This is a genomic window from Chryseobacterium sp. CBTAP 102, assembly GCF_003201365.1.
Classification (GTDB): domain Bacteria; phylum Bacteroidota; class Bacteroidia; order Flavobacteriales; family Weeksellaceae; genus Chryseobacterium; species Chryseobacterium candidae.
Genome location: NZ_QICX01000009.1, coordinates 84362 through 108569, shown reverse-complemented (window position 1 = coordinate 108569; position 24208 = coordinate 84362). Strand labels below are relative to the sequence as shown.

Genomic DNA, 24208 nt, shown 5'->3' with positions numbered 1-24208 from the left:
CCGTAGATTTTGCATGTTAAGCAGATTGTATAACACAATTATCTGCCTGATTTTCAAAATCTGTGGGAGTTTTTTATGATAGAAACTAATACGTTTTAGTCTTCAGCATTTCTTCAAAATACTGAATCAGCAATGCTCTTTCTGCTTCTGAAAGATGAGCTTCCTTATGATAAACAATATAACCGGGCATCGGCATTGTTTTGGTCTGAATGGTCTGAATGGATTTAGTCAGCATATTCTCCTTCAAATCCTTATTATAATTTCCCCAGGTAGAAAAATTAAGATGTTCTCTGCCTTCATTCACATGGCTTTTTACGGACCATGAAATTGGTGCTATAAATGCATATTTCGGATAAACCGTTTCATTGGAGTGACAGTCATAACAGGCGTTTTTAAGCAGTGTTCTGATCTTTTCCGGTGATTTCCTTGTATCCACAAAGTTCACCTTTGTATCCACAGGCTGATTGGTCCTATCGATAGGAAAGAACTGAATCAGGGCAAATGCCACCAATGTCCAGAATACTATTTTCTTGGCGATCTTCATCAACTTACTTTACGGGCGTTAAAACAGCATTTTGAGATTTTAATTCTTTTTTAGCTTCTTGTTTCACTTCAGTCGGAGCTGGTGGTGTTTCCACTACAGGAGTTGCTACAGCGGGCGTAGTTCCTTTAGGATTATCAAGAGTTCTGGTATCCTTCAGATCCCAATCCTCTCTTGTTTCCCATAAACCTCTGACAATAACTTTCTTATAGAAAATATAGGCATCTTCAGCAAAAATATCATTGGCAAAATCGGCTTCATCCCAGTATTTATTCCCGTTATTATCCACCAGAATTCTCACGATATATTCTCCCGGTTTAAGGATATCAAATTTCACTTTATCTCCTTTTATGTACCTCTGATATGCAACCTTATCTGAAGAATCCAGCAGCTGAATCCAATAATTTGCCTCTGGTGCATTTGAAATGGAGAACTCAACACTTCCAAACTGGTCTATTTTGGCAACATTAAAATCGAAACGCTTAGATTGTGCATTTTTTGCATAGAAAGAAGATATCGTCTCTTTAGGTACAGTAAGCTCGTAACTTTTACCCATCTCAAAATCTGACTGAACCTGAATCTGGTATGGATTTGTTTCTGAAATTTTAGCAGTAAATGGTAAGGTTGTTAAACTATCTCCTTTAATCTTCAGTGTCCATTTTGAAGGATCTATTTTATCAACAATATAGTTGGAAGATATTTTAAAATCTGACTTCGGAGCTAATGATTCGCCCCCATTATCACTGTTGATGTCCATTGCATTCTTTTTATTGTATCTGTAAAATAAAGATACACTGTAAGCACTGTCTTTTTTCGGACCTTTATTATGTGTGAAAATGAGTTTTTCATTGGCTTCCTGTCCTACATTATCTTTTACAGCATCAAACCAGATTCTCACAGAGTCTGATTTCGGATTATGGGTTATTTTTACATCTTTCAGTTTTTCATTCAAAGACTGAACTTTTACATCATCAGGATTTCCTTCGAATGTCATCAAAACTCCTCCTGCAATTTCTTTCATTTCCTGATATTTCACAGGTTTTTTGGAAGGATACACCTTTAAATTCAGTCCTGAAATAGATTTCTCAAAATTGATCGGATCTTTCTGGAATCCAACTTTCTCTTTTCCCGGATCATACATAGAGTTTCCATTCTCGTCTTCAAAAGCAATAATTTTATATTTTCCAGGAGTCAGATAGTTTAATTCGTAATATCCATCTTCATCTACCTTGGTGATGTAGTAAGGCTTTTTCTTGTAATCCATTGTATCTTTTACCTGATACAATCCTACCACAAGTTTATTTTCAGTTGATGTATTTCCTGTTTTCTTTTTAGTATCCAGTGCATCCCTTATTTCACCGCTGATATAAAGGTCATCCAGTTTATCTCCTGTAGAAAAAGCAAAATTGAAATACCTTAATATATTGGATTCATTATTATCAACAATTGAGTTTCCAAAATTGAAGTTATAGGTTGTATTAGCCTGAAGGGTATCTGACCATTGAATCAGAACAAATTTATTAGCAATATTGGAAGGAAGAATCCTAGTTATCCCTTTGATAGGAGGTGAAATAATCAGGTTCTTATTGATATCCTTCAATGTCACATATTCATCAAAATCCAGACGGAGTTCACGAATATCTCTTTTGACATTAATTCTTGTTGTATCAATGTTTGAGCTTAAAAACTTCGGTGCCAGGGTATCCTTAGGCCCACCAACAGGCGATCCTACTCTTGCACACGAATGTACAAGAAAACAGATAACGAATAATAAAAGAAACCTTTTCATGAAAATGTTTAGGCAAAAGTAAACATTATTCTCCAAAAACTTCCTGTCCGGAATTCAAAGTATCTTTATTGTCATGCATAACGGTGTGAAGCTTCTCCTTCTGCAAAGGGAAATCCTCAAATAATCCGGATAATGCAAGCGCTGTATATACTTTGTTTGAGTATTTATTTCCAATAGCTACAATGGTAACCTTAGATTTTAAAAGATGGGCAAATACAGAGTTGGTACCATGCCACCATCCGTTGTGATAAGTAAGCTTTTCACCGTTATCGAATATTTTCATTCTGAATCCCAATCCGTAATTATTCATTCCGGCTTTTTCATTACTATAAGGAGTGAATACCATCTGCATGAGTTCCGGCTTCAGGAAATTTTTAGAAAACATTGCTTTTGAGAAGTTGTACAGATCTCTCGGCGTGGTGTACACATTTTTATCTCCATAAATCAAATCAAGTCTGTCTAAAGGATACAGCTTATTTCCTCCGTAATAAAAAGACTGTGATGCTGTAGGAATATCTTTTTCCTGGAAGATGTAAGTATTATTCATTTTCAACGGTGTGAAAACCATTTCTTTCATAGCCTGAGGAAAAGGAGTTTTGGTCACTTTCTCAATTAATAAGGCCAATAAAGCAAAGTTCGTATTGCAATACATAAATCCAGTATCCGTATCTCTTGCCAGATCTGGTTTATACTTGATGATCATATTCAATACATCCTCATTCGTAATAAATGGCTTGGAAAGTTCTGCCGGAGCAGGTTGTATCCTGGTAATAAAATATTCATATTTTGGAAGACCGCTTCTTTGATCCAATAAAGTCTGAACGGTAACATTCGGATAGGGAAACCCAGGAAAAAACTGAGTAAGGTGATCAGTCAGTTTTATTTTCCCGGCTTCTATCAGCTTCATCATGGCCATTGCCGTTAAGGTCTTCGAAACTGAAGCAACATGTAAAGGTGTATTTTTATCGATAGGCATCTGGTTTCCTTCTCTTCCGAAACCTCTGTAATTTTCATACAGGATTTCATCACCCTTCGCAACAAGAATTCCACCGCTAAGATCTCCTGCTTCCCATATTTTTTTGTAATACTGATCTATATAGCTAACGGTAGTTTGTCTGTTCAGGAGCTGCCCATCTCCTTTTGTGAAAATATCACCCAGATCTACATTTCCATAGTTGGGCAGGTTGGTTGTATTTTCTGTTGAAACTTCTTTAGCTTCAGCCTTTTTTTTACATGAAAATATCGATAAAAGAACAGTTAAGATAAGTACAAAATTACGCGTCGTCATGAGATTCAAAAATGAGCGGCAATTTAATAAAACTCAAAATAAATAATAAATATGAGGTGGATATTATGAATAATTTAACATAAATGAGTGGAAAGAACAAAAATATGAAAAGCAAATTCACACTTGTGTAATTCTTCTTTTCACTCTTTTATAACTTCTTAATCCAGTCTTAGCAATAAGATGCTACAATTTTATCTACAATAAACTGAGCCAATTTTTCTTTACTCTGATGCGTCCAACCAGCAATATGGGGCGTGACAATCGCTTTTTCTGATTCCAGAAGATATTTTAAATCTTCATTTTCTGATTCAATGTTCTCAAAAGAAGACTTTTCATATTCCAAAACATCCAGACAAGCGCCTTTGACCTTTCCTGATTTCAATCCTTCTACTAAACTTTTAGTTTCAACATTCTTACCTCTCGCTGTATTCACAAAATAGAAATCATTTTTCATTTCCGCAATGAATGTTTCATCAATAAGATAATGGGTTTCTGAAGTTAAAGGAATATGCAGGCTTAGAACCTCAGCAGATTGTTTTAATTCCTGCAATGAAACCTGTGTTGCATATTCATCTGAAAGACCAGGAAGTATATCATGGAAAATCACGTTACATCCGAATCCTGAAAGTCTTTTCGCGGTAGCTTTTCCCATATTTCCATATCCGATAAGCCCTACTGTTTTTCCCAACAATTCATCTCCTCTGTTTTCTTCACGCTTCCAGATCCCGTTTTTCACTTCCTGAGAAGCAATAAAAAGTCTGTTCATGATCACCAGCAGCATTCCCACAACGTGTTCTGCCACAGAATCTCTGTTTCCCTCCGGGGAATTGATCAGCTGAATTCCCAGTTTTTCGGCAACAGGAATGTCAATATTTTCCATTCCGGCACCTACTCTTGCGATGAACTTCAGGTTTTTACCTTTTTCGAGAAAATTCTGGTCTAATGGAATACGGCTTCTGATGATAATTCCATCATAATTTTCAATTTTCTCACAAACCTCATCATAAGCTGACGTGAAATCCTCTTCCAATATAAAGTTCTTAGCAAGCAGCTGATCAGTGATAAGAGGATGATTTTTATCTAAAAGAAGTATTTTCATTTTTATTCAAACACAAATGACACTAATTTATTTCACAAATAATACAAATCACAAGATACCGTTAATAACTCTTTTTACTCCGTTTTTAAACTGGATGGTATTGAAGTTGATCAACATCCCAAGTTTACAATTACTTAGGCGAAGGTAGGTAAGTATTTGCGCTAAGTGAATATCCTGTAATGATTCTATGGATTTTATTTCCAGCACAAATTTTTTCTCAATCAAAAAGTCAAGTCTATAGCCAACATCCATTTTAACCTCATCATAGATTAATGGCATCGGTTTTTGTCTTTCTACAAGAATATCATGCTTATTCAATTCATAAAACAAGCATTCTTCATAAGCACTTTCCAAAAGCCCTGGCCCTAATGCTTTATGAACTATATATCCAGCTTCGTAGACTATTTTTGATATATCATTTTCAGAAATATCCATTTTGGTTATTTTTTTCATCTGACTGAGCACAAACCATTTGTGAAAATTTGTGCCAACCATTTGTGTTTTTTGTGTTTTATTTCTTGTCTTTCTTAGACTCCTGTGGCTCCTGGAATAGTTTTTTAAGCTCTACAGATTCCAATGGTTTCATTCTTCCGGAAAGGATTAATGAAAGTTCTTTTCTACGGAATGCTGCTGCAAATCTTTCTTTTTCTTCCTCTGTTTCAGGAATCATTTCCGGAATAGGAATCGGACGGTTGAATTCATCCACCGCAACGAAAGTATAAATCCCAGCATTCGTATGAATCTTCTTCTGATTAATCGGGTCATCCAACCATACATCTACGTACACTTCCATGGAAGTAGAGAATGCTCTGGAAACTTTGGATTCCAATACCACGACTCCTCCTTCCGGAATCGGATGGTTGAAAGATACATGGTTTACAGAAGCTGTTACTACTCTTCTCTCACAGTGTCTTGCTGCAGAAATAGACGCACAACGGTCCATTTTTGCCAGAAGTTCACCACCGAAAAGGTTTCTTAAAGAGTTGGTTTCGTTCGGAAGAACGATATTGGTCATAATAGTCAGAGATTCTGACGCTTTTTTTATTTTTGCCATCTAGTCTTAGTGTTGTTTGGAACGGCCGGAGCGGGTTTCATTTCTTTTCCGACAGGTTTTACTAATGAATCTTTTTTCAAGGAATCTGAAACGGGGGTTTCCGGGGTATGTACCATCACTTTCACAGTATCTTTTACAATTCTGTGGGTAGAAGTCTGTACAGAAACATTATTGAAAGATTTTTTACCAAAGAGAAGTTCCTGCTGGGTAAACGCCAGGTATACAATTCCAAGAACAGGAATAATCAGAAGGAAAATCCAAAGAATTGTTTTTTTGAATTTAAAATCTTTTTCACGATTCACCGGGGTCTTCACTTTTTCTCCGTTATTGATATCTGAAAATCTGATTTCTTCCAATCCATAAAAGTCCGGACGTCCGGATTCTATTCTTTTTCCCTTGAAATGAGTGTGTCCTTCTTCAATAAAGACGGTTCCAAGGTTTTGAATTTCAAGAACCTGTTCGGCCTGAAGTCTTTTCTTCCAAAAATCAGTCTGAATTTTAAGATCGCTTCTTGAAGCTTCCAGAGACATCTGTTTTTGTTCTGCTATAAAAGCAGTAAGGTCTTCAGTCCTTACTTCATAATCTATTGCAAATTCAATCTGACTGGCCGGAGGTAAGATACTTCCGTTTTCAGAATTGATAATTGCCTTAGAATTTTTCAGTGAAAACACCCCAAAGCCTGGAACTGTGGCAGTTCCAAATTGTTTTAAGTATTCTAAAATATATGCTGAAATATTCATTTGGCAGCAAATTTATAACTTTTTCGGGACTTTTTGTAATATTTAACGGATATAAAAAAGACTGCCGGAGCAGTCTTTTAATTATTCTGTATTAAAACAGATATACCGTTGTTCAAACTGCTTTTTTTAAGCTTAAAAAGATCAAATCTGCTAAAAAGCAAAAAAGATATATTGGTCAATTATTGAATTTTCCAGCTCACACCAAACATAAAATTGGTTCCTGCCTGCGAAAAATAGTAAGGCTGTCCTTCATAAACAGAACCATTGTTGACGTATTTTTTGTTGAACAGGTTATTCACCAGTAGCTTTAATGCAATTTCGTTGTTAGCAATTTTAAATTGGTACTGCGCATTGAAATCTGTCAGGAAATAATCTTTAAGCTGCAGATTGGCATCCTCTGTGTTATCCAGATATTGTTTTCCAACATACTGATTCATTAAAGCAAACTGGAAATTTTTGGCAGGATTGAATCTCAGGCTTAGATTGGCAATTACATTCGGAGAAAATGAAATCTGGGTATTTCCAAGACTTTTAGGCACATCACCATTCTGAATATTAAAATCCTGATTTCTGTTCTGGCTTAATGTCACATTACCGGAAACTTCCCATTGTTTGGATAGTTTTGCCAAAGCCCCTATCTCAATCCCTCTTCTGTAGCTCTTCCCTGAGTTGGTTCTGATAAATGCTCCTACGTTATTCAATTCTCCATTCAAAACCAATTGATTCACATAATACATATAATAAACATTCGCTGTCAACGAAACAATTCCGAACTGTTTTTCAAAACCGGCTTCAATGTCATGAAGTTTTTCAGCTTTCACATCATTATTGGCCATCAGATCATCTCTGTTAGGTTCACGGTGAGCATGAGCGTATGAAAGAAATATTTTACCACCGTCAATTCTGTAATTCATACCGGCTTTTGGATTAAAGAACAGCCAGTTTTTACTTAAATCTGCTCCTTCATCATCACCAGCCATCAGAATTTTTGTATTGTAGTTTATTTTTCTAAGCTGCAAATCACCAAAGAATTCAAAATTATCCACTCTTAATAAAGCTTTTGCAAAACCCGACACTTCATTCTTTATTGAACGGTTTCTGTAATATTCGCTTTCGGCAATCTGTGGAAAAAACACACCGGTAACATTTCCATAGTGTCTTCCGTAATATTGATTCACAACAGCACCAAAGTTCAGATCCAGATTTTCAAATTTTCCGTACAATGTAGAAACCATTCCGTAGAAATCGTTATTCAGCCATTTTTTTCTGATAAAATCGGAATATTTTATGGTTTGTCCCCCTTCTGTTATATTGGGAAGGTTATATCTTGAAAAAGGATCTCCCTGCTTGTAGTTTTCATAATATCCTTTTCCTTTTGTATAGTGGAACGTGGTTTCCAGATTCCAGCGGTCACTGAATTTCTGTTCCCAAAGCAACTGATAATGATTCTGTCTGTAGTTATCCGTTTCATTATCATAGAAACTTACAATATTCTCCCAATTGGCATCATAGATCGCTCCGGAAATATTGAATTTCGGATCGGTTTCCCAGGTTTTACGGTCAATACCGTTCCATGCCTGATAGGTTTTCTCTTTTCCGCCAAAAGCCATTAAACGCAGCTTCGTATTTCCTTCTTCAAATAAAGCAGTGAAATTATAAGAATGCAAATTGGATGAAGCCCTGTCTATATAACCATCAGAGTGAATATGGGTATATCTTCCCATTACGGAAAGACGGTTTTTCCAGAACTTCCCCGAGCCTATTTCAGCTGAATATTTATAGGTATTAAATGATCCGTAGCTGTCGTCTGTTTTAAAATAAAACTTCTCTTCCGGATCTTTAGAAAGTACATTAATACTGGCTCCGAAGGCAGAAACCCCGTTATTGGAAGTTCCTACTCCTCTTTGGATAACAATCTGTGATGCAGAGCTTGTTAAATCCGGAACGTTGACAAAAAAGGTTCCCTGGCTTTCAGAATCGTTGTATGGAACACCATTCATCATAACATTGATGGCACTTCCCGAAACACCACGGATTCTGAAACCGGTATATCCTACTCCATTTCCGGCATCAGAAGTAGAAATAATGGAGGTTTGGTTTTTCAAAAGAATAGGAAGATCCTGTCCCAGATTTTTACTGTCCAGATCTTTCTGTACATTAATGATTTCCTTTGCTACCGGCAGCCTTTTGGTAAAGCTGACGGCTTCAATTTCCCTGACCTTTAATGAATCTTTATTCTGAGCCTGTATAAAAGCTGCAGCTCCTACCGTAAGCCCTAAAAAAAATAATCCTTTCATTCTATAAATCTTTAACATTTAATGAATAAAAGGGGTGATTACGAGATAATTGATAAATAGCAAATGATAATGAATGTTTATCGATCATTTATCGCTAATCATCTATCAATTATTTAAATGGTTCCCTAAACAGCATTACCTGTTCCAGGTTCATTGGGTATAATCTCAGCTTGTTAAAGCACCCCTTTATTTCAGCCGCAAAATTACAAAAAATATATGAATTGGAATTCGGGTTTCGAGGTACAGGATATTGGGTTACGAGATGCAAGATTCGGGGTCTTAGGTTACGAAGGGCATGGATGGCTACAGGAGGAAAGACACTATGGAAAATAGGAGTTATCAAATGAATCATTCATCATTCATCATTCATCATTCATCATTCATCATTAATAATTATTTAGTAAGTTTTATTGTTAGCGTCGATATAGTAGTAATTCGAGCCGTCTTTTGTCACTTCAAACATCTTCCCGAGTTTCCAGCTGAAATTTCGTTTAATATTGGAATATTCAAACGGAATGATAATCCTGTTATTAACATCAATGATTCCGAATTTATCATTATTGGAAGCTACAATCATTGGATTAGCGACATCATCACCTTCAAGAATGAACAGATACTGATATTGAGGATAGATCTGAAATTGTCTGTAATCTGCTGCATTTACAAATTTTGATTTTTCAATGATTCCGTAAAAACCATTGAGGATGTAAGCCTGAAATAGCTGTTGCTTATATTCTTCGAATTTACATTTTCCAAAATCGGTTTCTTTGAACTGATATACTCTCTTCCCAGACTGATCTATACGGTAAGAAATCATATTTTTCTCTACCGTGGCATAGTCTTTTGTTCCAAATTTTCTCACTTTTTCATTAGGTGAATTCAGAAGATTGCAGTCTTCATAAAAAAATACGGCAATATGATATTCCGGCTGAATAATAAATTTCCCGTTCTGATTGACATACCCGAACTGATCTCCTTTCTTCTTGGGAATCAAAACAGGAAGTTCTTTATTAATCACTACAAGATCAGCATTAGGTTTGCTGGCTGAAAGTGTTTTTTTAATGGTAGTTTTCGTTCCTTTTTTCGTGGGATCTTTCTTCACAGATTGGGTCTGTGAGAAAACGAAAATCGAAATGAAAACACATAAAACATTCAGGATATTTTTCATATTCTCCATTTGGGTACAAAAATACGACCAAAAATAGATATTATAAAAATCATATTTATAAACAATCTAAATAATTTAATTCTTATAAAATTGTAAAATTTCGTAATTTTGGAAACATTTTGAATTGTTTGATAATTTTAAAAAACTTTTGAAAAAGTGTAGATTATGCTGACTTTATTCGGTTAATGTTGCATCAAAATGCGAGAACTCAAAATGTCATTAATTGTATTTATACACACCGGTAAAGAAAAAGCAGGCCTGCCTTTAATTTTGAAAGACCTTCTATTATGAGTATTTATAAGGATTACATCAAAGAGATTGAAGAAAGAAAAACCCAGGGGCTTCATCCAAAGCCAATTGATAGTGCTGAATTACTAAGCGAAATCATTACGCAAATTAAAGATTCAGGTAATGCTGACCGGACAGATTCTCTTCAATTTTTCATTTATAACACGCTACCCGGAACAACAAGTGCAGCGGGAGTAAAAGCCAAATTTTTAAAAGAAATTATTCTGGGTGAATCCGTAGTAGAAGAAATTCCCCCGGCTTTCGCCTTTGAACTATTGTCTCATATGAAAGGCGGACCTTCCATTGAGGTGCTGCTGGACCTTGCTTTAGGTAGTGATGCAGCTATTGCTCAAGAAGCTGCCAATGTTCTTAAAACTCAGGTTTTCCTTTATGAAGCAGATACTAACCGTCTGAAAGAAGCATTCAACAGCGGTAACGAAATTGCAAAAGAAATCATTGAAAGCTACGCTAAAGCTGAATTCTTCACTAAACTTCCTGAAGTGGCTGAAGAAATCAAAGTAGTTACCTATATCGCTGGTGAAGGAGACATCTCTACAGATTTACTTTCTCCGGGTAACCAGGCTCACTCAAGATCAGACCGCGAACTTCACGGTAAATGTATGATCACTCCTGAGGCTCAGGAAGAGATCAAAGCTTTACAGGCAAAACATCCTGATGCAAGCGTTATGCTTATCGCAGAAAAAGGAACAATGGGAGTAGGCTCATCAAGAATGTCCGGAGTAAACAACGTTGCACTTTGGACAGGAAAGCAGGCTAGTCCATATGTGCCATTCGTAAACATTGCTCCCATTGTAGGAGGAACAAACGGTATTTCTCCAATCTTCCTTACTACAGTAGACGTTACCGGAGGTATTGGTATCGACCTTAAAAACTGGGTAAAGAAAGTTGACGAAAACGGAAATCCAATTCGTAATGAAAATGGTGATATCGTTCTTGAAGAAGCATATTCAGTAGCAACAGGAACTGTTTTAACGATTAATACAAAAGAAAAGAAATTATATAACGGCGATCAAGAATTGATCGACCTTAGCAAATCTTTCACTCCGCAAAAGATGGAATTCATCAAAGCGGGAGGATCTTACGCGATTGTATTTGGTAAGAAACTGCAGACATTTGCCGCTCAGCTTTTAGGAATTGAGACGCCAGCAGTTTTTGCTCCTTCAAAAGAAATTTCTCATGAAGGACAGGGGCTTACCGCTGTAGAAAAGATTTTCAACAGAAATGCTGTAGGAACTACACCAGGAAAAGTTCTGCACGCCGGATCAGACGTTCGTGTAAAAGTTAATATCGTAGGTTCACAGGATACCACAGGTCTTATGACTGCTCAGGAGCTTGAATCTATGGCTGCAACTGTAATCTCCCCTACTGTAGACGGAGCTTACCAGTCAGGATGTCACACGGCTTCAGTTTGGGATAAAAAAGCTCAGGCTAACATTCCTAAGCTAATGAAGTTCATGAACGAGTTCGGTCTGATTACAGCCCGCGACCCGAAAGGTGAATACCACGCAATGACTGACGTTATCCACAAAGTTCTTAACGACATCACTGTAGACGAGTGGGCTATTATTATTGGTGGAGATTCTCACACAAGAATGTCTAAAGGAGTAGCTTTCGGAGCTGACTCAGGAACGGTTGCACTTGCATTAGCTACTGGAGAAGCTTCAATGCCAATTCCGGAATCGGTGAAAGTAACCTTCAAAGGAAACATGAAAGAACATATGGATTTCCGTGATGTGGTTCATGCAACACAGGCTCAGATGTTGAAGCAGTTTGGAGGAGAAAACGTATTCCAGGGTAGAATCATTGAGGTTCACATCGGAACACTTCCTGCTGACCAGGCATTTACCTTTACAGACTGGACTGCCGAAATGAAAGCAAAAGCTTCTATCAACATTTCTGAAGATAATACACTGATCGAATCACTGGAAATTGCAAAAGGCAGAATTCAGATCATGATCGACAAGGGTATGGATAACCACAATAAAGTTCTTCAGGGATTAATCGACAAAGCCAATAAGAGAATTGAAGAAATCAGATCAGGGGAAAAACCTGCTTTAACTCCGGATTCAAACGCTAAATATTACGCTGAAGTAGTTGTAGATCTCGATGTAATTGTAGAACCTATGATTGCTGACCCGGATGTAAACAACGACGACGTGTCTAAGAGATATACTCACGATACCATCAGAGATCTTTCTTACTATGGTGGTGAGAAAAAAGTAGACCTTGGTTTCGTAGGATCCTGTATGGTCCACAAAGGAGACCTTAAGATTGTTTCTCAGATGCTTAGAAACATTGAAAAACAACAAGGCAAGGTAGAATTCAGCGCTCCTCTTGTAGTAGCAGCCCCTACTTACAACATCATTGATGAGTTAAAGGCAGAAGGAGACTGGGAATTATTAGAAAAATATTCAGCTTTTGAATTTGATGATAACGCTCCAAAAGGAGAAGCTCGTGTTGAATACAAAAACGTAATGTACCTTGAGCGTCCCGGATGTAACCTTTGTATGGGTAACCAGGAAAAAGCAGCTAAAGGAGATACTGTTTTAGCAACATCTACCCGTCTTTTCCAGGGAAGAGTAGTGGAAGATTCTGAACGTAAAAAAGGAGAATCTCTGCTTGCTTCAACTCCGGTGGTTGTTCTTTCTGCAATTATCGGAAGAATTCCTAGCATTGATGAGTACAAAGCTGCAGTAGAAGGAATTGACCTTACTACTTTTGTTCCTTCTATTAAAGAATTGACAAGTACAAGTGCTCACTAAAAGATATTGATAAATACGTCGCAAGACTATTAAAAACTATACAACTGGAAGATTTTGGTCCTTAAGGATTTAAAATCTTCCAGTTTTTTGTTTAGAACGTTTCTATTTTAAGATAGTTACGTTTTTTTTTCGATAAAATCCGGAAAATAAATTCAATTTTTTCTTAAATTGAAAGTTATAAAATCTATTGATTTTGAATCCTGAAAAACTCCTTTTTATAGATTACAGGAACGTTTTTTGATGCATGGATAAATGATTTTTCTTTTTCAACACAGAGAAAGAAGCATTAACAGAACAAGAACAAAACTAAAATACGATATGACTTTTGATATTGATATGATCAAAAAGGTGTATGAACGTTACCCTGAAAGAATTGCAGCAGCAAGACAAATCGTGGGCAAACCTCTTACCCTTTCAGAAAAAATTCTTTACACCCACCTTTGGGAAGGAAATGCCACACAGGCATATGAAAGAGGAAACTCTTATGTAGACTTTGCACCAGACAGGGTTGCTATGCAGGATGCCACTGCACAGATGGCTCTGTTACAGTTCATGCAGGCAGGAAAAGCTAAAGTAGCGGTTCCATCAACAGCACACGCGGATCACCTGATCCAGGCGAAAGTAGGTGCTGACAAAGATTTACAGGAAGGAATCAACAAAAACTCCGAAGTATTCAACTTCTTAAGTTCTGTATGTGATAAATACGGAATCGGATTCTGGAAACCAGGTGCAGGTATCATTCACCAGGTTGTACTGGAAAATTATGCCTTCCCTGGAGGAATGATGATTGGTACGGACTCTCACACGGTAAACGCAGGAGGATTAGGAATGGTAGCTATTGGCGTAGGAGGAGCTGATGCCGTAGACGTAATGGCAGGAATGGCCTGGGAGCTTAAAATGCCAAAACTTATCGGGGTTAAATTAACCGGTAAAATGAACGGATGGACTTCTGCAAAAGACGTTATCTTAAAAGTAGCAGGGATCCTTACGGTAAAAGGAGGTACAGGATGCATCGTAGAATATTTCGGTGAAGGGGCAGAATCTCTTTCTGCAACCGGTAAAGGAACTATCTGCAACATGGGTGCTGAAATCGGAGCTACAACGTCTACTTTCGGATATGATGATTCTATGAGAAGATATCTTTCCGCAACAGGAAGACAGGACGTAGTAGATGCCGCTGATAAAATTGCTGAACATTTAACAGGTGATGCTGAAGTATATGCCAATCCTGAACAATATTTCGATCAATTAATAGAAATCAACCTTTCTGAACTGACTCCTCACCTGAACGGACCTTTTACTCCGGACTTAGCAACTCCGGTTGCTGAATTCAGAGCTAAAGCTGAAGCAAACGGATGGCCGTTAGAAGTGGAATGGGCGCTTATAGGCTCTTGTACCAACTCTTCTTATGAAGATTTATCAAGAGCGGCTTCTATTGTGGAAGATGCAGTATCAAAAGGAGTAAAACCTAAGGCCATTTTAGGTATCAACCCTGGTTCTGAACAGGTAAAATTCACAGCAGAAAGAGACGGTTTCTTAGATTCTTTCAGAAAATTTGAAAACGCAAGAATCTTTACCAATGCTTGTGGACCATGTATCGGGCAATGGGACAGAGAAGGTGCGGAAAAAGGAGAGAAAAACTCTATTATCCATTCTTTCAACAGAAACTTTGCAAAAAGAGCTGACGGTAACCCGAATACTCATGCATTCGTAGCTTCTCCGGAAATGGTAGCTGCTGTAGCAATTTCAGGCAGACTGGACTTTAACCCGATTACGGATACTTTAACGAACGAAGCAGGTGAACAGGTAAAACTTAATGAGCCTAGAGGTTTCGAACTCCCTTCAAAAGGATTTGCTGTAGATGATAACGGATATCAGGCACCATCAGAAGATGGTTCAAGCGTTGTTGTTAATGTAAGCCCAACTTCAGACAGACTTCAGTTATTGGAAGAATTCCCTGCATGGGATGGTAAAAACATTACCGGAGCAAGAGTATTGATCAAAGCTTTCGGAAAATGTACTACCGACCACATTTCTATGGCTGGACCCTGGCTGAAGTACAGAGGTCACCTTGACAATATTTCAAACAACATGTTGATCGGAGCGGTGAATGCTTACAACATGGAAACCAATAAAGTTAAAAACGAATTAACCGGTGAATACGGTGAAGTTCCGGCTGTACAAAGAGCTTATAAAGCGGCTGGTATTCCAACAATTGTTGTAGGAGACCAGAACTATGGCGAAGGTTCTTCAAGAGAACACGCTGCCATGGAACCAAGACATCTTGGTGTGAAAGCTGTATTGGTAAAATCATTCGCGAGAATCCATGAAACCAACCTTAAGAAACAAGGAATGCTTGGGATCACTTTCGCTAATGAGGCTGACTATGACAAAATCCAGGAAGATGACACTGTTAACTTCTTAGATCTTGATCAGTTTGCGCCAGGAAAACAACTAACATTAGAGTTCGTTCATGCAGACGGAACAAAAGATATCATCATGGCCAACCACACTTACAACGATCAGCAGATTGACTGGTTTAAGGCTGGTTCTGCTCTGAACCTTATCAAACAACAGGAAAATTAAGATTAATTGTTAGATTAATTAATATAAAGGCGGCTTCAATAGAAGTCGTCTTTTTTATTACCCCTATTGAAATATTCTTTGGTAAACTTTGGTAAACATTCCAAACCTTACAGGTTTTAGAAACCTGTAAGGTTTAGCTCTCAAATGAATATCATGATATTCCATCACTTCAATCTATCCAGAAGACCTGCTCTATAGCTTTCTCCAATGGGAATTTCATACTCGGGAAAGTTCACTTTTTTAGCACCAATGCTTTTTATTTTATCCAAATTGATGATGAAAGATTTATGAACACGTACAAACCTCTCAGAGAGCTGAATTTCCATTGATTTAAGCGTATCCAGCACAATAAATTCCTCATTTTCCGTCCGGATATTGACATAGTCTTTGATACTTTCCACGTACAAAATCTCATGAAAACCAATACGATGTCTTTGTCCTGAGGATTTCACAAAGAAATATGAATTTTCCTCCTGAGGAAAAGAAAACCGTTCCTGCACCTTTAATGCACTCTTTTGAAATCTTTCAAATGAAATAGGTTTCAGCAGGTAATCCACAACATTATGTTCATATCCTTCCAAGGCATATTCTGAATAAGCCGTTGTTAAAATATATTTTTGATCAGGTCCTACAATCTTCATAAAATTGATTCCCGTAAGCTCCGGCATCTGAATATCTAAAAAGATAAGATCTGAATCGTTTTTCTGAAGATATTCCAAAGCCAAAATCGGGTTCTCTGTAGAAAATACCAGCTCAAGAAAAGGGAGTTTTTCTACATAATGCTCAAGAAGAGAGATTGCCAGTGGCTCGTCATCAACAATAATGCATTTTATCTTATTCATAGCGTAAATCAATTTTTAAGTCTACAATAAACTCTGTTTCCGAATCTCTGATCTCCAGCTGATGTTTAGGATACAATATTTCCAGTCTTTTTTTCACATTCTGAATTCCTATTCCGGAGACGGTATCTTTCATTCTCTGTGTTTTAAAATTGAAAAGATAAAAATGCAGCACTTTATCATGATCTGAGATTTTCATTTCAAAACCTTTATCACGAAAATCTCCATGTTTAAAGGCATTTTCAACAAAAGGAACCAACAGCATTGGCGAGATCTTAAGGCGAGGATACTGAATATTTTTTTCTATGAGCAACAGCTCAGGTTTTCTGATTCTAAGTTTCTCCAAGGCAATCAGGCTATCAATATATCCAATTTCCTTATCCAAAGGAATTGAATCTTTTTCAAGATCCTTTGTGCTGTATCTTAACAATTGTACCAGTTCTTCAATTGCTGGCAAGGCTTTGTCTGATTTCTGATAGACAAGAGAGTAGATATTATTTAATGAATTAAAAATAAAATGAGGATTGATCTGGGTTTTTAATGCCTGAAGCTCTGCCTGTTTCTTTTCAATCAGCAGCTGCTTTTTATCATTTTCGGCAACACCATATTTCTCTACGATCCACAGGATTCCTGCAATGAAAACAGTCAATGATGCATTGTAGATATTATCTGTCAAATAATATAAAAGTCCGGTATTTTTATTATAATTTCTGAATCCAAGTGTAATAGGAAGCAGCACTTCTTCTATTCCATACCGAATTACACCAAAGCTTAAAATAGAAATAAAAAAAACTAAAACAGCAGAATAAAGTTTCTCAAGATTTAATACTTTCGGAATAATAACCAGATACAAAAGATAAAAAGTAGAGATTTCTGTAATAAAATAAGTAAAGTTCAGCACATACGATTCAACCCCTCTTCGCTCAGGAAAAAAGAAATAAGGCGTAATGTTGTTTCCTATAAAATTGAAACTCCAATAAAAAATCTGAAGCCAGATAATTTGCTTTTTATTCATATTCAAATATAAATCTATACACCCACAATTCATCAAACCTTTTCGATAAAAACCTGTTTTTCTCCGACGAAGCTATTTTAATATGTATAATCTCAGGTTTCATCTAAACGCTATTTCCAATCGAAGCCTCTTCCTATACTTTTGTCATAGAAATTCAACATAAAGATCATTTAATCTGTCATTGATAACCTATGAAAAAGCATCTTTTATTTATAACCGCTCTTGTTTGCTCTTTTACAGCAGCACAAACAAAAGACACTGCGAACGTCAACAAAATTGAGGAAGTAACAATGAATGGCAAAAAAATTCTGGTACAGCGTAAAGTGGACCGCCTGGTTTATAATGTTCAGAATTCTATGCTTTCACAGGGAAGTTCGGGAACCGAGGTATTGGCTGGCACTCCTTTATTACAGGTGGATGAAAATAAAGGTCTTCTTTCTATTGCCGGAAAAAATGGAGTTTCTGTAATGGTGAATGATCGGATGCTTAATATTTCCGGAGCTGAACTGATCAATTATCTGAGAAACCTTCGTTCTGAAAACATATTGAAAATAGAAGTGATTACCACTCCACCTGCCAAATATGAAGCACAGGGAAACAGCGGAATCATTAATATTATCCTTAAAAAGAATCAGAATCTTGGATGGAACGGTTATCTGACGACCAGTTATGCTCAAAAAACATATGCCGGCTTCAGCAGTGTGGCAGGAGTGAATTATCAGAATGAAAAAATAAAAGCCTCTGTAAAAGTAATGGGCTATGACGGAGATAAAAGATCAGTAGAAAAATATAATATTATTGGCCAAAATTCTTCGGTCAGCAAGGATGACAGAAGGGATATGAATGACGGGCTCGGTCTGAATGCCAATTTTGATTATTCACTTTCTAAAAACTCCAATATCGGATTGGTATACGATATTACAAAGGGGCATACCAATATGGATATCAATTCAACACAAAGTTACTTTACAGATGGTACGCCTACTTTACAAACAGAGACGGATTCAAAGCATCGTTCTCCGTATACAACCCAAATGCTTAATCTGTATTTTGACCAGAAATTTGGAGAACATAAGCTAAGTTTTGGTGCCAATTATTATGGAAACCTTCCTGATACGGAGGTCAATTTTACCACAAGAAATGTTGCAGATAATTCAATGCAGACGGTAAGAAATCTTTCTGGTGTAGACTATAAAATCTATTCAGGGCAGGCTGATCTGACTTTAAATTTTAAAAAAATTCAGTTGGAAACCGGCGCTAAATACAGTCATTTTTCTAATAATTCTGACATCGGATATTTCAATTTCACCCATGGAAATTATATCATAGACCCTGCAAAGAGCAATCTTTTTGATTATAATGAAAAAAATTATGCCGCTTATGTCAGTGCCAGTAAAGATCTTGGTGAAAAATGGTCGGTGAAAGCAGGATTACGTTATGAATATTCACAAACTAATGGATTCTCTCCTACTACCCAGTCTAAATCCGAGAATAATTACGGAAAATTTTTCCCTACAGCCTATGTTTCCTATAAAGCCAGTCAGGATAACCAATTCAGTATTAACTATTCCAGAAGAATCAACCGTCCTTATTTCCGGGCTTTAGATCCGTTCCGATGGTATTCTAATCCTAATACGTATTATGCCGGAAACCCAAGTCTGCGGCCATCTTTCAATCACAACGTCGAATTCAATTATATTTTTAAAAATAAATTCTCAGCCAATCTTTATTATCAGAGAACAAAGAATAATTTTGACCAGATTTCCTTCCTGAACGGCATTGATCTTATCAGTACCTATGAAAACTATTACAACCAGAATATTTACGGGATCAATTTCAATTATACAGATACTTTTTTCAAAATCTGGGAAAGTAATATTTCAACCTCGTTCAGTTATAATGAAACACAGATTACAAGATTTAATCTGGTTCCTAAAAACGGTCAGTCATTTTATTATTCTCTCAACAATACATTCCAGCTGAACAAGGCTAAGACCTTCATGCTATTTGTCAATTACTGGCATAATCTTCCCTCGAGAGACGGCTCCGCTTCCATCAAAGGCAGAGCAAGTTTTGATGCGGGACTAAAAATGAGCTTTGTGGAAAAAGCCCTGCAGGTCAATCTTTCAGTGAGTGATATTTTTAAACAATCCGGCTTTAAAGCAGATATGTATTTTACAAATAATACACAATCATTCAATAACTATTGGGATGCACGAAGAATGACACTCAGTATCACCTACAATTTTGGGAATCAAAAAGTGAAATCGAACAAAAGAGCGATCAATTTTGAAGAAAAAGATCGAGCACAATAATAACTTATAGCAAGAATTCCTGTTATTACAGGGAATGGCCATTCGGCATTATTAAAAAGGCTTTTTACTTCTTCTGCAGAATATGATTTTATTGAATTTTCTTCATTGAAATAAAAAAATTACTGTGCTGATTGTAACAAAATTTGTTTTTCATCGTCTAACCGAATAGTAGTAAAAACATTATGAAAAAAACTATATTCACTTTATCTCTGGTAAGTTCTACGCTGGTTTTCTCTCAGGAAAAGAGCAATACAACTTCTAAAGAGAAACAAATTGAAGGTATTGTCATCACCAAAACTAAAAAAGCAGTTGAACAAAAGGCAGACCGTACTATTTTTGACTTTTCTGAACAACCTCAGCTGAATAACGGAAACGTTCTGGAAGGAATTAAAAAACTTCCTGGGCTTGTATCTACGGACATCGCAGGAATGATGTATCAGGGTAAAATGCTGGAAGTGTATTTGAACGGAAGACCTTTGAACATCACATCCAATGAATTAAACTCCTTTCTGGAAGGAATGCCTGCCAATTCTGTAGAAAGAATTGAAGTAATCACCCAGCCCGGTGCTGAGTTTCCGGCAACTTCCGGAGGTGCAATCATGAATATCATCACGAACAAAAACGCTAATAAATATTTAACTGCTACTTATTCTGGAAATTATTCTTTCACGAATTATGATAAATACAGAAGCAGAACCACAAACTCTGTTAACTTAAACGCCAGAAATAAATATTTCGGATGGCAGCTGAATGTGGGACAAAATTACCGTGAAAGTATGCTTAACGGCCAGCAGGATGAGCTTTTGAACAGCCATACCGACAGATACGGCCGTGGATATTTTGCAAAATCCGGATTGACTTTTGATCTTGGCCAGGACAGATTATTATTAAACTACGATATTTATCATAACAATAACGACAACTACACTTTAAGTAATGGCCATGGAGATTTGCCTTTCAAGAGAAACCCGGAGGATTTAAAAGAAGCTTTTTATACTTCTTCCGATGTTGCGCATACCAATAATTTGAGACAGGAAGCCGTTGTAACGTATCAGAAGCGTTTTGCTGACAAATCTCAAAAACTGGACTTTCAGTTTGGCTATACAAGATCAGACAGCAAGTTTTCTCAGGATAATTATTTTCAAGATGGAACATTTGTAGCTTATCCCAATGAACCTCTCGATAGCCCTACTAATGGATTAAAAGATATTCTTAACAATAAATCTGTAATGAATATTGCGAATCTTAAAGTAGATTATGCCCAGCCTATCAAACTTCTTGACGGTGGAAAGGTAAGCTTTGGGGGATTGTATGAAAGACAGGACTATGACACGGAAAGCTTTGGACTAACTAATCTTGAATACCAGAGACAGACTGCTTCAACCTACTTGGAGTTTCAGGCTAAACTGAAAAAGTTTGATTTCACTTTGGGCACCCGTGCTGAAAACTATGATATTTCCGGCGTAACAAGATATATTAAAGATAAAAAGGTGGTTGAAGCTGATTTGATTCCATTCAATAAGTTTAAATTTTTCCCGAATGCAAGTGTACAATATAACATGATGAATCAGGTTTATATTGCTGCGAATTACAACAGGAAAATCAGCCTGCCAAGTATTTCTGCTCTGAACCCAAACAATGTAATATTCTCCGGACCAAGTACGGAAGTAAACGGTAACCCGAATCTACAGCCTACTATTTTTGATAATTATGAGCTGAAAATTTCAGCTTTTGACTATGCATTCATCGGATATAGCGTAAGCTCAGCAAGCAATCAGGTGGCACAGATCATCCGAAAAGACGGAAGAAAACTATTCAACGAGCAAGTGAATATTTCGAATATGAAAATTCACAATTTCAACGTGGGATTACCTGTTCCTTTTATGATTTTCAGCAAGCCGTTTAGTGAAATCATGAAATTTAATTTCAATCCTGATAAAATTAATTTCATGTACCTGTATGCTGGTTATCAGAAACATGAAATCGACAATCTGAATAATAAAGGATTCTGGATCTTCAATATCATGACCCAGATTATTTTACCTAAGGACATCAAACTGACAGCCAACTACAGCTATCTGACTCCAAAAGCAGGATATTTCTACTTTACGGCAGAAAAACCGTTTAATAACTCTCTTGATATTACGCTGACAAAGAAGTTTATGAATAACCGCCTGACACTTTCTGTTTTTGCGAATGATATTTTCAACGGGCAGATGATGCAGGTACGCTCTAATCCGCCGTCAGGAAACCCGGTGATGATCTACAGTAAATATGACACCCGAAATTTCGGGCTTTCCATCAACTATAAAATTCCGACAAGAAATAAACTGGCAAAAGAGGATCCAAATATCCTGAACCAGACTAAAAAAGAGGATACCGGAGGGGTAATGCAGCAGGCACAATAATCCTTTCCAAGATCAATAGAAAGAGGCAGTAATCATTTTTACTGCCTCTTTCTATTGATATTAAAATGGTGTTATTGGTGAAAATATTAGTGATATTAGTGTTTATATTTACATCAAAAATCAATCGTCTGAAACTTCCAGTTCAAAGTATCCACCAAAGTCAGCTGATTGACATTTACCGGAAGATCTGTGATAATTTTTAACGTCTGCAGCGCCATCATACTGCCTATCATTCCGGGAAGAGCTCCCAGTACGCCAAGACTGTCACAATCCGGTACATCCTCATCAAAAGGCGGTTCAGGGAAAATATCCCGTAAGTTTTTACTTCCGTTATGATTAAAAACAGCAGCTTGCCCTGAAAATCCTAAAATACTTCCGTAAACCACAGTTTTTTTTAATTCTACACAGGTATCATTCACCAGATATCTTGTAGTGAAGTTATCTGAGCCATCAACAATAATATCATACTGAGAAATGATTTCTCCGGCATTATCTTCATTGAGTTTTTCCTCAATTCCTATCAGTTTAACCTGATGATTGAGTTCTTTTACAAATGTTTCTGCGCTTTTCACTTTGGATAATCCTACTCTATTTTCAGTATGAATGATCTGGCGGTTCAGGTTATGAAGTTCTACATGGTCAAAATCGATAACACCTAAAGTTCCTACTCCTGCAGCCGCCAGATATTGAATAACAGGACTTCCCAAGCCTCCTGCTCCTATAACAAGGACTTTAGAAGACATGACTTTCTTTTGTCCTTCCAATCCGATTTCTTCGATAAATATCTGCCGGCTGTATCGTGCAAACTGGTCTTGTTTCATAATTATCATTGAACCATTAAGGTTTTTAAAGTTCTTAATGGTTTAAAATTTTAAAATCCACTGTATAGGGAATCCCAATCTTTCATCACAGGATCATAACCTGCTTTTTTAATCATCATTTTAATCTCCTCCATACTTCGTTCATCACTGGTTTCAAACTGTTCCAGAGATTCTTTATCCACAGCATAGCCTCCGGGATTGGTTTTTGAACCTGCACTCATCGCTGTAGCCCCCAGAGATACAATATTATTTCTGAAGGTTTCATTTTCCCTGGTAGAAATGGAGATTTCAAGGTCTTCATTCCAGATTCTGTAGGCACAAATGAGCTGAAGAAGGTCTTTATCTTCCATAATGAAATTCGGTTCAATAATCCCTTCAGCGGGTCTGAGCCTGGGAAATGAAACAGAAAACTTGCTTTTCCAGTACTGTTTCTGGAGATAATCGATGTGTAAGGCATTAAAAAAACTGTCTACTCTCCAATCTTCAAGCCCTAGAAGAACTCCCAGCCCTATTTTATGAATGCCTGCCCTTCCTATTCTATCCGGAGTCTCCAGACGGAAATGAAAGTTTGATTTCTTACCTTTTGGATGATATTCCCTGTAGACATCCTGATGATAGGTTTCCTGATATACTAAAACGGAATGCACTCCTTCTTCATGTAGCAGTTTGTATTCTTCTTCCAGTAATGGCTGAACTTCAATGGATATATTGGAAAAATGGGGCTTTAGCTTACGGACAGCATTCTGAAAATAAGGTACTCCTACAATTTTATTGGCTTCCCCGCTTACCAGTAACACATGATTCACTCCCATAGATTTCAGTACTGATGCTTCAATCATCAGCTCCATATCGGAAAGTGTTTTCCTTTTCAGGTGATTGTCCAGACTGAATCCGCAATAGGTACAGATATTCTGACATTCATTACTAAGATACAGCGGAGCATAGAGCTGAATGATTTTTCCAAATCTTTTTTGGGTAAGTGCCTTCGTCATTCTCGCCATCAGCTCAAGTTCCTGAGAAGCCGCTGGTGAGAGAAGATTAAGGAAATCATCCAGGGTTTTATTCTTTTTCTGAAGACTGTACCTTACATCAGCCAGGCTTACTTTTTCAAGCTTATTCTTTACCTCATCCCACTGATAGTTTTCAAAAACATCTTTAAAGCTTTTCATAAGTCTGA

General features: G+C 36.9%; 17 protein-coding genes and 1 riboswitch. Of the genes, 4 read left to right on the top strand and 13 right to left on the bottom strand.

The annotated features are described in order from the left end of the window. Positions 1–85: 85 nt before the first annotated feature. The 9 genes from C8D70_RS13670 to C8D70_RS13630 form a co-directional block, all read right to left on the bottom strand. Positions 86–544, bottom strand: a complete 459-nt coding sequence (locus tag C8D70_RS13670) for a heme-binding domain-containing protein (protein ID WP_076595448.1) — start codon at positions 542–544, stop codon at positions 86–88. A gap of 4 nt (positions 545–548) precedes the next feature. Continuing rightward, positions 549–2330 carry an Ig-like domain-containing protein gene (locus C8D70_RS13665; RefSeq protein ID WP_076595447.1) on the bottom strand — a complete coding sequence of 594 codons (1782 nt, stop codon included), beginning with the start codon at positions 2328–2330 and terminating at the stop codon, positions 549–551. Between the two features lie 25 nt (positions 2331–2355). Continuing rightward, positions 2356–3618 carry a serine hydrolase domain-containing protein gene (locus C8D70_RS13660; RefSeq protein WP_076595446.1) on the bottom strand — a complete coding sequence of 421 codons (1263 nt, stop codon included), beginning with the start codon at positions 3616–3618 and terminating at the stop codon, positions 2356–2358. Positions 3619–3787: 169 nt separating this feature from the next. Further along, complete coding sequence (locus C8D70_RS13655) at positions 3788–4717, bottom strand: 2-hydroxyacid dehydrogenase (RefSeq protein ID WP_076595445.1); 930 nt, start codon at positions 4715–4717, stop codon at positions 3788–3790. Between the two features lie 48 nt (positions 4718–4765). After that, a complete protein-coding gene (locus C8D70_RS13650; protein ID WP_110367711.1) occupies positions 4766–5152 on the bottom strand; it encodes a GxxExxY protein in 387 nt (128 codons plus the stop codon). Between the two features lie 76 nt (positions 5153–5228). Next, positions 5229–5771, bottom strand: coding sequence for an acyl-CoA thioesterase (locus tag C8D70_RS13645; protein WP_034692538.1), 543 nt, complete (start codon positions 5769–5771; stop codon positions 5229–5231). Then, complete coding sequence (locus C8D70_RS13640; RefSeq protein WP_076595444.1) at positions 5759–6511, bottom strand: hypothetical protein; 753 nt, start codon at positions 6509–6511, stop codon at positions 5759–5761. The genes C8D70_RS13645 and C8D70_RS13640 overlap by 13 nt, the downstream gene beginning before the upstream one ends. 179 nt (positions 6512–6690) lie before the next feature. After that, complete coding sequence (locus C8D70_RS13635) at positions 6691–8808, bottom strand: TonB-dependent receptor (protein ID WP_076595443.1); 2118 nt, start codon at positions 8806–8808, stop codon at positions 6691–6693. 104 nt (positions 8809–8912) lie between these two features. Next, a riboswitch (TPP riboswitch) is annotated at positions 8913–9004 on the bottom strand. A 201-nt stretch (positions 9005–9205) separates the two neighbouring features. Continuing rightward, positions 9206–9976 (bottom strand): WG repeat-containing protein, encoded by a 771-nt coding sequence (locus C8D70_RS13630; RefSeq protein ID WP_228408030.1) that lies wholly within the window; start codon positions 9974–9976, stop codon positions 9206–9208. 287 nt (positions 9977–10263) lie between these two features. Here C8D70_RS13630 and C8D70_RS13625 point away from each other — a divergent pair, with 287 nt between their 5' ends. After that, positions 10264–13047 (top strand): bifunctional aconitate hydratase 2/2-methylisocitrate dehydratase, encoded by a 2784-nt coding sequence (locus C8D70_RS13625; protein ID WP_110367666.1) that lies wholly within the window; start codon positions 10264–10266, stop codon positions 13045–13047. A 318-nt stretch (positions 13048–13365) separates the two neighbouring features. Beyond that, on the top strand, positions 13366–15633 hold the full coding sequence (locus C8D70_RS13620; RefSeq protein ID WP_110367710.1) for an aconitate hydratase: 2268 nt from the start codon (positions 13366–13368) through the stop codon (positions 15631–15633). Between the two features lie 164 nt (positions 15634–15797). Here the strand turns inward: C8D70_RS13620 and C8D70_RS13615 are convergent, their stop codons facing one another. Continuing rightward, positions 15798–16475 carry a LytR/AlgR family response regulator transcription factor gene (locus C8D70_RS13615; protein WP_076595440.1) on the bottom strand — a complete coding sequence of 226 codons (678 nt, stop codon included), beginning with the start codon at positions 16473–16475 and terminating at the stop codon, positions 15798–15800. Beyond that, positions 16468–17487 carry a sensor histidine kinase gene (locus tag C8D70_RS13610; protein ID WP_110367665.1) on the bottom strand — a complete coding sequence of 340 codons (1020 nt, stop codon included), beginning with the start codon at positions 17485–17487 and terminating at the stop codon, positions 16468–16470. Before C8D70_RS13610 ends, C8D70_RS13615 begins: the two co-directional genes overlap by 8 nt. Positions 17488–17678: 191 nt before the next feature. Between C8D70_RS13610 and C8D70_RS13605 the strand changes: the two genes are divergently transcribed. Then, a complete protein-coding gene (locus C8D70_RS13605) occupies positions 17679–19802 on the top strand; it encodes an outer membrane beta-barrel family protein (RefSeq protein WP_110367664.1) in 2124 nt (707 codons plus the stop codon). A gap of 182 nt (positions 19803–19984) precedes the next feature. Then, positions 19985–22210, top strand: coding sequence for an outer membrane beta-barrel protein (locus C8D70_RS13600; protein ID WP_110367663.1), 2226 nt, complete (start codon positions 19985–19987; stop codon positions 22208–22210). Positions 22211–22323: 113 nt separating this feature from the next. Here the strand turns inward: C8D70_RS13600 and C8D70_RS13595 are convergent, their stop codons facing one another. Both C8D70_RS13595 and thiH read right to left on the bottom strand, forming a co-directional pair. After that, a complete protein-coding gene (locus C8D70_RS13595) occupies positions 22324–23031 on the bottom strand; it encodes a HesA/MoeB/ThiF family protein (protein WP_410493712.1) in 708 nt (235 codons plus the stop codon). A 50-nt stretch (positions 23032–23081) separates the two neighbouring features. Further along, positions 23082–24200 carry a 2-iminoacetate synthase ThiH gene (gene thiH / locus C8D70_RS13590; protein WP_110367662.1) on the bottom strand — a complete coding sequence of 373 codons (1119 nt, stop codon included), beginning with the start codon at positions 24198–24200 and terminating at the stop codon, positions 23082–23084. Between the last annotated feature and the right edge of the window lie 8 nt (positions 24201–24208).